10 protein-coding genes are annotated in these 12,459 nt (G+C 72.3%); 4 read left to right on the top strand and 6 right to left on the bottom strand.

Features of this window, described 5'->3' with window-relative positions:
- Positions 1–1,263: 1,263 nt before the first annotated feature.
- From ACFC79_RS18445 to ACFC79_RS18425, 5 genes are all read right to left on the bottom strand, one after another.
- Entirely contained in the window at positions 1,264–1,422 is a 159-nt protein-coding gene (locus ACFC79_RS18445; RefSeq protein ID WP_266430796.1) for a DUF6760 family protein, read from the bottom strand.
- A complete protein-coding gene (locus tag ACFC79_RS18440; RefSeq protein WP_376241286.1) occupies positions 1,419–1,913 on the bottom strand; it encodes a hypothetical protein in 495 nt (164 codons plus the stop codon). Before ACFC79_RS18440 ends, ACFC79_RS18445 begins: the two co-directional genes overlap by 4 nt.
- Positions 1,910–2,350 carry a phage tail protein gene (locus tag ACFC79_RS18435; RefSeq protein ID WP_376241284.1) on the bottom strand — a complete coding sequence of 147 codons (441 nt, stop codon included), beginning with the start codon at positions 2,348–2,350 and terminating at the stop codon, positions 1,910–1,912. Before ACFC79_RS18435 ends, ACFC79_RS18440 begins: the two co-directional genes overlap by 4 nt.
- A gap of 39 nt (positions 2,351–2,389) precedes the next feature.
- On the bottom strand, positions 2,390–3,910 hold the full coding sequence (locus ACFC79_RS18430) for a phage tail sheath family protein (RefSeq protein ID WP_376241282.1): 1,521 nt from the start codon (positions 3,908–3,910) through the stop codon (positions 2,390–2,392).
- Positions 3,911–4,613: 703 nt separating this feature from the next.
- Positions 4,614–5,897, bottom strand: coding sequence for a hydrolytic protein (locus tag ACFC79_RS18425; protein ID WP_376241329.1), 1,284 nt, complete (start codon positions 5,895–5,897; stop codon positions 4,614–4,616).
- Between the two features lie 225 nt (positions 5,898–6,122).
- Here ACFC79_RS18425 and ACFC79_RS18420 point away from each other — a divergent pair, with 225 nt between their 5' ends.
- The 4 genes from ACFC79_RS18420 (at position 6,123) to ACFC79_RS18405 (ending at position 10,483) form a co-directional block, all read left to right on the top strand.
- Positions 6,123–6,851 carry a response regulator transcription factor gene (locus tag ACFC79_RS18420; protein WP_376241280.1) on the top strand — a complete coding sequence of 243 codons (729 nt, stop codon included), beginning with the start codon at positions 6,123–6,125 and terminating at the stop codon, positions 6,849–6,851.
- Positions 6,852–7,056: 205 nt separating this feature from the next.
- Positions 7,057–7,611 carry a hypothetical protein gene (locus ACFC79_RS18415; RefSeq protein ID WP_376241278.1) on the top strand — a complete coding sequence of 185 codons (555 nt, stop codon included), beginning with the start codon at positions 7,057–7,059 and terminating at the stop codon, positions 7,609–7,611.
- Complete coding sequence (locus ACFC79_RS18410) at positions 7,608–8,309, top strand: DUF4255 domain-containing protein (RefSeq protein ID WP_376241276.1); 702 nt, start codon at positions 7,608–7,610, stop codon at positions 8,307–8,309. The genes ACFC79_RS18415 and ACFC79_RS18410 overlap by 4 nt, the downstream gene beginning before the upstream one ends.
- On the top strand, positions 8,306–10,483 hold the full coding sequence (locus tag ACFC79_RS18405) for an ATP-binding protein (protein ID WP_376241274.1): 2,178 nt from the start codon (positions 8,306–8,308) through the stop codon (positions 10,481–10,483). The genes ACFC79_RS18410 and ACFC79_RS18405 overlap by 4 nt, the downstream gene beginning before the upstream one ends.
- 184 nt (positions 10,484–10,667) lie before the next feature.
- Here ACFC79_RS18405 and ACFC79_RS18400 read toward each other — a convergent pair whose 3' ends face one another.
- A complete protein-coding gene (locus ACFC79_RS18400; protein ID WP_376241272.1) occupies positions 10,668–12,458 on the bottom strand; it encodes a glycoside hydrolase family 3 protein in 1,791 nt (596 codons plus the stop codon).
- Between the last annotated feature and the right edge of the window lies 1 nt (position 12,459).

Below are 12,459 nucleotides of genomic sequence, written 5' to 3'. Positions count from 1 at the left end.
GACGGGAGGGGCGGGGCGGACCGGGGTGTCCGGGGCGGCTCCCGGTGTCCGGCCCGCGGCGTCGGCGGTCGACCCGCCGATGGTTCGGCCGTTCCGGTCGCGCCCGGTGGCACCGGGGCGATCGGGGCGTCCGGCACCTGACGTCGCAGTACCGGCATGCCCGGCTCCTGCTGTCCCGCCGGACCGGACGGCGCGACCGTGCCATGCCCCGCCGGACCGGACGGCACGGCCCCGGAGGGAAGTTCCCGCAGCGGCTTGCCCAGGGCGGGCCGTACCGGTGCGGAGGCGGGTGCGCCGGTGCCGCGGTTCGGTGGCGGTGCGGTGCCGGGCGCAGCGGCGGGCACCTCCCGGCCGGAGACACCCTGCGGATCGGACACGGTCCGCCTGGTGCCGGTGCCGGTGCCGGTGGCGGCGCGGGAACCGGTCGCGGACGGTGCGGGCGAAGCGGCCGGCGGGAGGCCGACGATCCGGCGCAGCGGCATCGCCGGTCGCCGGGCGACGATCAACGGCGGTGCGGTCCGGCGCGGGCGTACCGCGGCGGGGCGGGCCTGCCGCGGTGCCGCCGATGCCCGCACGGCCTCCGCGGACCGCGGTGACGCCGGTGGGGTTGCCGGGCCGGGTTCCGGTTTTGGACCGACGGCCGCCGCGGGGCCGATCACCGGGGCCGCCCCCGCGGTGGCTCCCGGAGAGGCCGTGCCGCTGCCACGAGTCGTCCGCCCCGGCTCGTCGCGTCCGGAGGGGGCGGGAGGCGCCGAGGCGCGCGACCGCTGGACGGCCGTCGGAGTCCGCCCCGAACCAGCCGTGCCGCGGTTGCCCGTGCCGCCCGCCGCAACGGGCGCCGGGCCCGTCGCGGGGCCCTCTTCCCCGTCCGTCCCGGTCCGCGCGGCACGCAGCAGCAGCGGCCCACCGGAGGACACCGGGTGCGCACCCCCGGGGCGGGCGACGCCGTGGATGAGGCCCACCGGTGCGGTCGGCAGCACGGCATGGCCGAGTTCGCCGCCGAACGCGACGTTCTGCCAGGAGGCGAGTCCGGACCTGAACCGCAGTCCGTCGCTCACCCCGATCGACGACCGGGCGACGGTCACCGCAGGCGGTGCCACCTGCCGCCAGCCGCCGTCCCAGTCGCGGCTGTGCCGACCGACCGGGCCACCGTCCACAACGGCCTCCGGCACCGGAGCGCCACCGGTACCGTCCGCCTCGCGGGAGGCCGCGTCGGGCCGCGACCGGTCCGCGCGCCGGAACCAGTTCCCGAACCCCACACGATCACCCGCCTTCGTTGACGCGGGTGTTGATCCGCGCTATCTCCCGGACCCACTCCTGACGTTCGCCGTGGGTGAGGTCGAGAATGTCCTCGCGTTGCCAATGGAAGTGGTAGGCGACGTACGCGATCTCCTCCCGCAGGCGGGGAAGCGCGTACGTCACGATTCCCCCAGGCGCCCACCCGAGAGGTCCACCTCGAACGACCCGTGGCACAACGGACACGTCACCGCGGCATGGGTGTGGCCCTCGCTGTTGATCCGCCGGTAGAAGTCCTGGAGGAACGCCACATCCGTGGCGTACATCCGCTCGACCACCCCGGCGTGCACATCGGTGATGGAGCCGAGCCGGGTGATCACCTGACTCAACAGCACCACGCTCAGATACGCCGGGTTCTCCTTCACCCGCAGGTCGATCTGCGGGCGCAGTTCGTCCCGCGCGGTCGCCAGCCGCATCGAGCCCTGCCGGTGCACCCGGCCCTCGTCGTCGACATAGCCGCGCGGCAGCTCGAACGCGAACTCCGTGCGCATGTCCTGCTGTTCCTGCTGCCGCCCCGGAGGCGTCGGGGCGGCCTCGTCGCGTGCGGCGGGCGCGAGGGCGTCGAGGGCGTCTTCGAGTCCGCCCGATGTACCCGACGTGACGGTCCTGCGCCTCATTCGACCACGATCTCCTCGAAGGTGATGGTGACCGTCTCGGTCGCCGCACTGGACTCGCCGGCCTTCAGCGACGGGCCCTCCCACTTGCTGGCCCAGCCCTGCATCAGCTGGATGCGCCGGACCGTGTCGCCCTTCGAGTCCTTGATCTCGATGGTGAGGTTCTGGCGCGCGGCGTCGACGGCCCCCTTGTTGAGGGTCTCCTTGATCCATTTGGTGAATTCGCTGCTCTTGTCGATCCCGCGGGTGATGGTCACCTCGCCCGCCTGGCGCGCGCCGGGCTGCTTGCGGATGATCTGTTTGCCCTCGGCGGTCACCTGACGGACCTCGACGACTTCCTCCTCGACGGTCAGACCGCTGACCTCCTGGATCGACTCGACGAGATAGCCGCCGAGCTGCACGCCGAAGACGTGGGTGGAAAGAGCGTCGCCCTCTGCCATGACTCTGTGTCACCTGTTCCGCTAGCGGACCCCGCGGGGTCACTCGTTGACGAGGCTGGTGCTGTCGGAGAACTGCGAGAGGCGGAAGACCACGAACTCCGCGGGCTTCACCGGCGCCACGCCGATCTCGCACACGACCTGGCCGAGGTCGATCGACTCCTGCGGGTTGTTGTCGCGGTCGCACTTGACGTAGAACGCCTCTTCGGCCGTGCGGCCGAAGAGGGCTCCCCGGCGCCATTCCTCGGTGAGGAAGGCGGTCACATTGCGGCGGATGCTCGACCACAGCCGGTCGTCGTTCGGCTCGAACACCACCCACTGGGTGCCCAGGAGGATCGACTCCTCCAAGTAGTTGAAGAGGCGACGCACGTTGAGGTAGCGCCAGGCCGGGTCGGACGACAGCGTCCGTGCACCCCAGATGCGGATGCCGCGCCCGGGAAAGGCGCGCACGCAGTTGACACCGATCGGGTTCAGCAGATCCTGCTCACCCTTGCTGAGCCGGAGCTCCAGGTCCAGCGCACCGCGGATGACCTCGTTGGCGGGTGCCTTGTGCACACCGCGCTCGCCGTCGCTGCGCGCCCAGACACCGGCGATGTGTCCGCTCGGCGGCATCAGGGAGTTGTGGCCGCTCGCGGGGTCGAAGACCTTGATCCAGGGGTAGTACACGGTCGCGTAGCGCGAATCGAAGCCGGCGTCGTCATTGCGCCAGGCCCGGACTCGCTGCGCGGTCATGCCCGGTGGAGTGTCCAGCACGGCGACCCGGTCGCCCATCTGCTCGCAGTGCGAGATCAGCGCCGACTGGACGGATTTGACGCCCTCGGCGTCGATGTCCCCGCGCTGGTGGGCACGCATCAGATCGGGAACGGCGACCATGGTGATCTCGTCGATCGCTTCGAGGCCCGATATCCCCGTGCGCTCCGAGGCGTCCCCGATGAATTCGGCAGGGCTGACGCGTGCGGTGCCGGCCCCCGGCGCCGCGGCGGGTGAGAGTGGGAGAACCTGGTTCTCGGGACGGCTCTGGGCCGTGCCGGGCTGCTCGGTGACCTCGATGAGCGCGGACTGGCGGGCCTGGGTGACCAGATAGCCCTTGACGCTCTTGCGGGTCGAGACGTCGTAGGTCTCCACCACTTTGCCGGCCTGTCGCACCAGGAGCCGGAACCGGTCCTCCGGGGGGTTCTCGCCCTCGGCGTCGGCGATTTCCACCGAGAGATCGCCACTCGCGCCGGGCCGTGCGGATACCTGGAACCCACCGAGGGCGGCGGACGGTGCCACCGCGGCTCCCGGCGTCGAGTCCTGCGCGGGACCGCCGACGCGCACGATGTGGGCAGCGCCGCCGCCGTTGGCGAAGTAGCCGTGGACCGCGAGCGTCAGGTAGGTGTCGGGCGCGAAGGTGCCGAAGGTCTGGACGTACTGGTCCCAACTGGTGACCAGCGTCGGTTGGTGGAAGGGGCCCGCCGCCGCGAAACCGACGAAGGCGGCGACCGCGGTGCCGACTCCCTCGATGGGCCGCGCTCCGGACTGCACCTCCTCCACGTATACACCGGGGGTGAGGTACGACGGCATGCTCGCTCCTTCGGGTGGCCATCCGTTCGCCGCTCAGTCTTGCCGGGCCGCACCGGCGGGCAGTAGGCCTCAAAGTCCTGGGCACGGGGCAAGGACGCTGCCTTCCCGGGCACCCGTGCGGCGGGGAATTCTTCCCCGTGCGGACGTGGGCGACAGGCCGCCCGTTCCCCGCCCGGCGGTCTTCGTACCGGGTGTGCACGTCGGGACGCACGCGGGATGCACGGGACGTGAACACCGTTTCACCGGTGGACGGTTCGCCGTGATGTGAATGCCCGGACCCGGGGGAGGAGAGGCGCGGGCGGCCGCCTCATGTCCCGGGGCTCGTGCGGCTCCGGCGAGCGTTCGCGCCGGTCCGAGGCATCGTACCGGTGTGATGACCATCGGCCGGAACGCGCCGCGTGCGACCGGCCGAACGGACGGGTTCCCGCGGCGGCGGAGCCCCGGGCCCCACCGGCCCGCTCTCGTGGCCCGCGTCCCCGGGCCGACGGAACCGGCCGCGCGGGGACGACGGACGCGCGTGGAGCGGATGCTCTTCGCCCGCCAGGGATTGCGGGACAGCCCTGGGGCGGTGTTCCACAGATCCGCATCGTCGGGGCGTGCGGGGGGAAGGGATGCGCCAACGAGCGGCAAGCCGGGTTTCCCCCGGTCGCTGTTTCTGCTGTTCTCGTCGCGTATGGGGAAGCGAGAGGCCCGGTGCTGTGTTCTACGGTGCGAGATCCTTCAGTGTGCCGCTGACGTTGAGTACCTGGTGGCACTTAGAAGCTTGGGTTCCGGTTGCTGGGGTGCCGGGTTTGGCGCAGGTCACGGTGGCTTTGACGGTGGCGTTCTCCGGAACCTGGATGGGGGTGACCCAGTGGTAGTCCTGATTGCGGAAGGTCTCCAGGGCGATCGTGGTGATTGTCCGGTTCCCGAGCGTGATGGTCAGTACGCCCTCGTCGCCCTGGAAGTTCGCCACCACGATGTCCGTGGCATTGAAGACCTTGCCCCGGGGAACCTTGTAGCTGCCGTGGTTCTCGGTGCCGGCCCCGGTCTGCACATCGATCGTCTCCGAGATCTGCTGACCTCCCGCGCCCGTCGTCGAGCCGGGACCGCCCGTGGCGGAGTCCCCCGGCCCGGCGGACCGACTGGGGTTGGCCGCGGGCCCCTGGCCCCCCGAGGGATCGCCCGAGCCCCCCGTCGAGTCCGCGCCCTGTTGCCCGCCGCCCGCCCTCTCCTTCTGCACGGCCTTGGCCGCCGCCTGTTCGGCGGTGTTCTTCACCGCCGGGCGGAAGAGGGTGAGCCACGCGAGCACCAGTGCGAGGAGCGCGGCCAGGACAATCAGCAACCACTGGGGCAGCACGGGGAGTTGCACGAATTCGCCGTCCGACGTCTCCGGCCCGTCGGGCCGTTCGCCGTCGGAACCGGGTTGGGCCCGCTCGGCGGCCTCGACCTCGAACGGCCAGGTGGTCGGCTTGCCGAACCAGATCGGCTTCCGGGTTCGCACGCGCAGACGCATGTCGGCGGACTCGCCCGGTTCCAGGCGGCGTTGGCCCGGGGAGAAGGCAAGGCGGAGTTCCTCCCCGGCCTGCGTTCCGGTGAGCGCGACATCGACCGGTGTGTTCCCCTTGTTCTGTACCGCGGCCTGGAAACGAGCCCCCAGCCAGCCCCGGCGTCGGCGCGGCTCCAACTGTGCCCGGAGCTCGTGAAAGGGCTCGACGACCACCAGGGCCTCGGGCACCGCCACCGACTCGGGACGTTCCGCGGGCAGTACGCGGACGCCCAGGGGGGTCTCCCCGGCCCGTACCTCGTGCGACCGGGGCGGCGCGAGCCGCACGGTCACCACCTCGGACGTGCCCGGATAGAGCGAGACGCGCGCCGGCTCCACGGTGCTCCACGCGGCGCAGTCGCCGACCACTTCGAGCGTGTAGGCCTCGACGATGTCGCCGTCGTTGCGCACGGTCAGTGTCGTCGTAGCCTCGGCGCCGGGCGACACAGTCACCGTGGACATTGCGAATTCGGCAGTTGTGGTCACGATGCGACGTTAAGCCGCCACGGCGGTGGAGCAGCAGAGACCCGAGGGCAACGAGCGGGCAGGGCCGGTGCCCCGAAGGCCCAACGCCATCGCGTCCCCCAGCCCCCTCCCCGGGCCCGCTCCCCCTGTCGAACACCGCGTGATCGAGAACGGAAGGCAACACATCGGGCAGAAATACCTGAGGAAGACGATCACGGAACCATGACGACGACAGACGTGAACAACGGAACGACAACGGCACGCGATCGGTTCCGCAGGCCCAACGCCTCGGAGCGCTCCGCCCGGCACGGTGCGAGAAGGGCCCCGATGGGCAGGGTCTCCGTGGCGGTGTACGCGGAGGACCTGATCCTCCAGACCGGAATGATCCACCAGTTGCGCCCGCGTCCCGAGATTGAACTGGTGGCGGAGGCCGAGGCCGACGGGGCCCAAGTCTCCTTAGTGGTGGTGGACATGGTGGACGAGCCCACCATCCGCCTGCTGTCACGTCTCCAACGCAACACCGCGACCCGCACCGGACTCGTCGTCGGATTCTTCGAGGCGGCCGCGCTCCAGACCCTGATCGAGTGCGGCGTCGCCGCCGTACTCAGGCGCGGCGAGGCCGATCAGGACCGTCTCGTCCACCTGGCGACGGCGATAGCCAACGGCGAGGGTGTGCTCCCGGGCGACCTGCTCGGAAAGCTCCTCGATCACGTCAGCAGCCTTCAGCGCACGGTCCTCGACCCCAGGGGGCTCTCGCTCTCCACGCTCACGACACGGGAGGCGGAGATGATCCGACTGGTGTCGGAGGGCTTCGGCACCGCGGAGATCGCGCGGAAGACCTCGTACTCCGAACGCACCGTCAAGAACGTGCTGCACGAGATGGCGACACGGCTCGAACTGCGCAACCGGGCCCACGCCGTCGGCTACGCCATGCGGCACGGACTCATCTGAGGGTCGGCACGGGCCCCGTGCGGACGGCGTGGGACGCCGCCGCGCGTGGCCCGTCGGCGCTCCCGCGCAGGGCGTCCGGCGAGGACGGCGGCCGCAAAGGGCAGCGAGCCCTTCCCCCGCTCCGGGTACTCGGGGCCTGTTCGCGGCCCCGCGTGGACGAGATGCTGACGGGCGGAGCGTCATCGACCGGACTGTGAGGTGGGCCGTGACCGGCACTGGTGGCACGGCGAGGCAGCCCCGGCTGCACCGACTGGCGGGCGCGGTGGTGCTGTTGGCGCCGCTTCCGGTGGCGGGAGCCGCTTCGGCCCCGCCGGATGCGCCGAGAACCGCCGCCGTCGCGGACGACACCCCGGCGGACGCCGGGCGAATCGCCTTCGCCGGTACCGGACACCGCAGTCTCGGTGCGGCGTCCGACGCCGCGAACCCCGAACTCTCCCCGGACGGGCGGACGGTCACCGTCACCAACCGGGGCCCCGCCCCCTCGCCCGGCACCGTGCTCACCGCCGACCCCCCGCCCGGTGTGCACCTGGACGGGATCACCACCCCGGCCGGTTCCTGCTCCACCGGATCGCCCCAGTGCGGTCTGGGTGTGCTCGCACCCGACCAGAGCGTGGACGTCACCGTCCGGCTGACCGGCGTGACACCGGGGGACCAGCGGATCAGCCGGTCGGTCGCCGGATCCGTGCTCGACCCGGTCACCACACCCTTCCTGGTGGTCGGCGGCACCGTCGTCCCGCCGGACGAGGTGGGGCGCCGGTGATCCACGAAGTCGACGAGGGGCTGCGGCTGTTGCTGGAGGACGGCCTTCGGGAGAGCGGCGTCGACCTGGTGTTCGACGCGCCGACGAAGGAGTGGTCGGCCCGGCGCAACGCTCCCACGGTCAGCGTCTTCCTGCACGGCATCCGCGAGGACGCGACCCGCCGCCGCACCGGCACGGCCGAGGAACACGACGAACAGGGCATGGTGGTCGGTTGGCGGACTCCGCCGCGCTGGTTCGAGCTGACCTATCTGGTGACCGCCTGGACCAACCGCCCGCAGGACGAACACCGGCTGCTGTCCGAGGTGTTGCGCCGCCTCGTGCGGACGGACGTGCTGCCTGCGGGGACCCATACCGGCAGCCTCGCCGAACTCGGGCTGTCCGTGGAGATGGAGGCGGCGGGCCCGGGCCACGACCGGCAGGCCACCGCCGATGTGTGGTCCGCCCTCGGCGGTGAGCTCAAGGCCGCGATCGACCTGCGCGTCTGGGCCCCACTGGCGGGCGACCGGACGTCGGCGGGCCCGCCGGTCACCGAGGGACTGGTGGTGAGGACCGCTGCCGCACGCGACGGGGAGACGCCGGGTCCCGGACGCCGGCTGCGCTACGAGGGGGTGTCCGACCCCGGAGAGCAGGGCTTCGCCGCGGAACGCCAACGGCAGCTGCCACCGGGTCGGCGCAGGCGCGGGAGCGCGGCTCGATGACCACGGCACAGGGCACCCGGCCCGCCCCCGAACTGCCCGGCGCGCCGACGGCCGTCGGGGAACTCTGGGAGCGGCTGGTCCACGTCGAACAGCGGGTCAGGAACGCCGTCGCGGCCCGACGGGCCGCCGACCCGCAACCGGACGATCCGTACCGGGGGCAGTACCTCACCCCCGAGGGGGCCGAACGCGTCCTGGCGGCCCGCGACGCGTTCGGGCCCGTGCCGCCGTACGGATCCCGGCCACCGTCGGACTCCCCGCCCGGGAGCCGGATCGGCCGGCTCGCCGAGAACTTCGGACTGACTCCGCTCGACGTCGACCTGCTGCTGGTCGCGATGGCACCGGACATCGACATCCGCTTCGAGCAGCTCTACGGCTACCTCAACGACGACCTCGGCCGGCGCAGGGCCACCATCGGCCTCGCCCTCGAACTGAGCGGGCTGCCCGCCGCGAGCGCCGGACGCTTCCGGTTCTCCCCGTCCGCGCCCCTGGTCGCGGGCGGACTGCTGACGGTGCTGGAAGCCGACCGCCCACTGCTCTCACGGGTGCTGCGGGTGCCGGACCGGATCACCGCTCATCTGCTCGGCGACGACGAACCCGACGGGAGGCTGCGCGGTCTGCTCCGGGCGGCCCGTCCCGACGAGGGCCGGGACGCGAGCCCCGAGGCCCTGCGAGTCGCGTCGGTACTGGGCACGGGCAGCGGTCTGGTGCATCTGCTCGACCGGGGCGGCGACCCCGGCGGGCTGGCCGTCGAGGCACTGCTCGCCGCTGGGCGCCGTCCGCTGCCGGTCGATGTCGCGGCCCTCGTCGGCGCCCCCGAACCGGCGGAGCTCGTCCGGATCCTGGCGGCCGAGGCCCGACTGAGCGGCGGCGGTGTCGTCCTGGGGCCGATCGAGGGGCTCACCCCCGAGCGGCCCGAGGGAGCCCGGCTGCTGGGCGGCCTCTGCGCGGCCATGGCCGGCACGCCCCTGGTCGTGCACGGCAAGAAGGACTGGGACCCCCGGTGGAGTGCGGAGAGCCCGGTTCCGATGCCCGTCGTGCCCGCCGGCCCCGAGGACGTGGCGCGCCGGTGGAGCCGGGCGCTCACCGAGGCCGGCGCCGCCGTCGGACTGCCCGCCGAGAAGGTGCGGGCCGCCGAGGGACTGGCGGCGGCCACCACGCCCTACCGGCTCGACGCCGAGCAGGTGCGCAGGGCCGCCACCGTCGCCTCCCGGCTGGCAGCCGCGCAGGAGCGCCCGGTGGACGCCCGGGACCTGCGCACGGCGGTCCGGGCACAGAACGCCGCAGGACTCGAACGACTCGCCCGGCGCATCGAGCCGACCGTGGGCTGGGACGACCTGGTGCTGCCCGCCGCGACCCGTCGGCAACTGTCCGAACTCGCCCTGCGGGCACGCCATCGCGAGCAGGTGCTCGGCCGGTGGCGGATGCGGCCCGGCGGCGGCCGGGGGCGGGGGGTCATCGCGCTGTTCGCGGGCGAGTCGGGGACCGGGAAGACCATGTCCGCCGAGGTGGTGGCGTCGGAACTCGGCATGGACCTCTACGTGGTGGACCTGTCCATCGTGGTGGACAAGTACATCGGCGAGACCGAGAAGAACCTCGAAAGGATCTTCGTCGAGGCGTCGGACGTCAACGGCATCCTGCTGTTCGACGAGGCGGACGCCATCTTCGGGAAGCGTTCACAGGTCAAGGACGCGCAGGACCGTCATGCCAATGTCGAGTCGGCCTATCTGCTGCAACGGATGGAGTCGTTCGACGGGATCGCGGTGCTCACCACCAACCTCCGCGCCAATCTCGACTCCGCCTTCACCCGCCGCCTCGACGTCGTCGCGGACTTCCCCCTGCCGGACGCCCGGCAGCGCCTCGCCCTGTGGCACCGCTGCCTGGGCACGGAGATCCCCCGTGACGAGGACCTCGACCTGGAGTTCTGCGCGGAACGTTTCGAACTGGCGGGAGGGTCGATCCGCGCCTGCGCGGTAACCGCCGCGTACCGGGCGGCGGAATCGGGGAGGCCGCTCGGCATGGAGCAGATCGTCTCGGCCGTGCTCCAGGAGTACCGCAAGCTCGGACGACTGGTCCTGGAGAGCGAGTTCGGCCCCTGGCTGGACCGCCCGCGGGACAGCGCGTCCGGTGCCGTGACCGGCACCGGCGCAGGCGGAACACCGGGCCGCGGGGAGTGAAGGGGAACGAAGCGCCCCCGGGAACGAGGCGGGTGTGCTCGGGGCGCACGCGCTGCCCGGATCCCGGACGCGCTGTCCGGGACGGGCCGGAACCGTCGTCGTGCCCCGGCGCCGCCCCGCCCCGACCGCCGCGCCGATGCCCACCCGACCGGTGACGTGGGGCGGCCGCATGCGCGGGTCGGGGTCAGCGCGCGGCCCCGTGACCGCAGCGGAACAGCGGGGCGCGGGTGTCGAACGGGACGTCCTCCCGGGATTCCTCGACGGCGCGCATCGAGGACGGCAGGTCGAAGGGGAGGGTGCCCCCGGCGGTAGCACGGTCGAAGGCGACATCGAGCAGCAGGTCGTCGTCGGCCCCGAAGCTGCCGATCAGCAGGGCCGCTTCGGTTTCCAGCCCGGTGAGGACGGCGGGCCGGTCGAGGTGGACGTCGATCACCGTGGGCACCGTCGCGCAGAGCGCCCGCAACCGTTCCAGCTCGGCGGACGGAAATTCCAGGGAGCCCGCGTGGAAGTGCTGCTCCAGGAATCCTTCCCGCTGTTCGTACGGGGCCCGGAGGCGCAGCACGGCGAGGTCCGCCTGCTCGGGGGTGTCGACGAGACGGCCGTAGCGGGCGGCGATGCCGGGGGACACGTTCTCCACGTAGAGGGCGGGCCGCTCGGGGAGTGTGCGCGGCGCGTCCTGGCGAGCGGCGAGCCGGACCAGTGAACGCAGTTGGACACGTCGGCCCAGCGCGCGGGTCTCCGGGGCGCCGACCAGGGTCTGCGCGGCCTCGACGTCCACGTACGGGTCCTCGAAGAGGCCGAGACGGAACTTGTCCCGCAGGATGCGGCGTACGGAGGCGTCGATCCGGTCCTCGCCCACCGCACCCGAGCGGACCGCGTCCACGATCCAGTCGGGGCGGGTCTCGCCGCCGAGCTGGTCCACCCCGGCGTCGAGCTGCATGAGGACCTGTTCGGCAAGGGTGAGGTGCTCGACCCCCCAGTTGCGGGCCGGGAGCCGGACGACGCCGGGGATCTCCATGCCCGTGAGTGAGTTGAAGTCGGTGCAGACCACGCCGTCGAAGCCGTGACGGCCACGCAGCAGACCGGTGATCACCTCACGATTGAAGTTGGCGGCGACCTCGGGCAGTCCGCTGCCGGAGGGGATCGAGTAGCACGGCATCACCTGGGCCGTCCCGGCGGCGAACGCCGCCTTCCAGGGCCTGAGATGGTATTCGAGGTTGTTGCCCGGGAACGCCTGGTGCCTGCCGTGGGAGAAGTGCGCGTCCTCGCCGCCGGCCTGCGGACCGTGGCCGGGGAAGTGTTTGGTCATGCAGGCCACGCTGTCGGGGCCCAGGGCGTCGCCCTGCATGCCCCGGATGTAGGCGCCCAGCATGCGTGCGGCGCGGTCGGCGTCCTCGCCGAAGGTGCCGCTGATGCGGGCCCAGCGCGGTTCGGTGGCCAGGTCGGCCATCGGGTGGATGGCCACCCGGATGCCGACGGCCCGCAGCTCACGGGCGGCCGCCGCGGCGAACTCCTCGACGAGCGCGGGATCGTCGGTCGCCGCCAGGCCGATCGGCTCGGGGCCGGGGCTGAAGCCGCCGTCGGTGTGGGCGGTCATCGGGTTGGCCGTGAATCCGTGGCGCGGGTCGGAGGAGAGTGTGACCGGGATGCCGAGCCGGGTGGCCGCGGCGAGATCCTGGACGTGGTTGTTCCATGTGGCCATGGCGCCGGGGGACGGCACCTGCATCATCGCGAAGTGGGTGAGGTGGCGTTCGGCGATGAGCTCGGCCCCGGAGGGCATGAATCCGCCGTCACCGGCGACCATGCGGCCGTGGCACATCTGACCGGCCTTCTCCTCCAGCGTCATCCGGCCCAGCAGGTCCTCGACACGGTCGTCGACGGGCAGCCCCGGGTTCTCGTACGGCTCCATGGTGCCGTTGTGGTTGAGATCGCGGAACGCTGCGCCGTCGTGGTGCCGGAGCGTGCGAGTGGTCATG

The organism is Streptomyces sp. NPDC056061 (assembly GCF_042266885.1).
GTDB lineage: Bacteria > Actinomycetota > Actinomycetes > Streptomycetales > Streptomycetaceae > Streptomyces.
Note: the sequence above shows the minus strand (reverse complement) of the source record. Positions and strands in the feature narration are given on the sequence as shown.

Bases quoted from the DNA above. Each gene is read 5' to 3' on its own strand.
- ACFC79_RS18440 (WP_376241286.1), bottom strand. From the start codon at position 1,913: ATGAGGCGCAGGACCGTCACGTCGGGTACATCGGGCGGACTCGAAGAC.
- ACFC79_RS18435 (WP_376241284.1), bottom strand. From the start codon at position 2,350: ATGGCAGAGGGCGACGCTCTTTCCACCCACGTCTTCGGCGTGCAGCTC.
- ACFC79_RS18430 (WP_376241282.1), bottom strand. From the start codon at position 3,910: ATGCCGTCGTACCTCACCCCCGGTGTATACGTGGAGGAGGTGCAGTCC.
- ACFC79_RS18425 (WP_376241329.1), bottom strand. From the start codon at position 5,897: ATGTCCACGGTGACTGTGTCGCCCGGCGCCGAGGCTACGACGACACTG.
- ACFC79_RS18420 (WP_376241280.1), top strand. From the start codon at position 6,123: ATGACGACGACAGACGTGAACAACGGAACGACAACGGCACGCGATCGG.
- ACFC79_RS18405 (WP_376241274.1), top strand. From the start codon at position 8,306: ATGACCACGGCACAGGGCACCCGGCCCGCCCCCGAACTGCCCGGCGCG.
- ACFC79_RS18400 (WP_376241272.1), bottom strand. From the start codon at position 12,458: ATGACCACTCGCACGCTCCGGCACCACGACGGCGCAGCGTTCCGCGAT.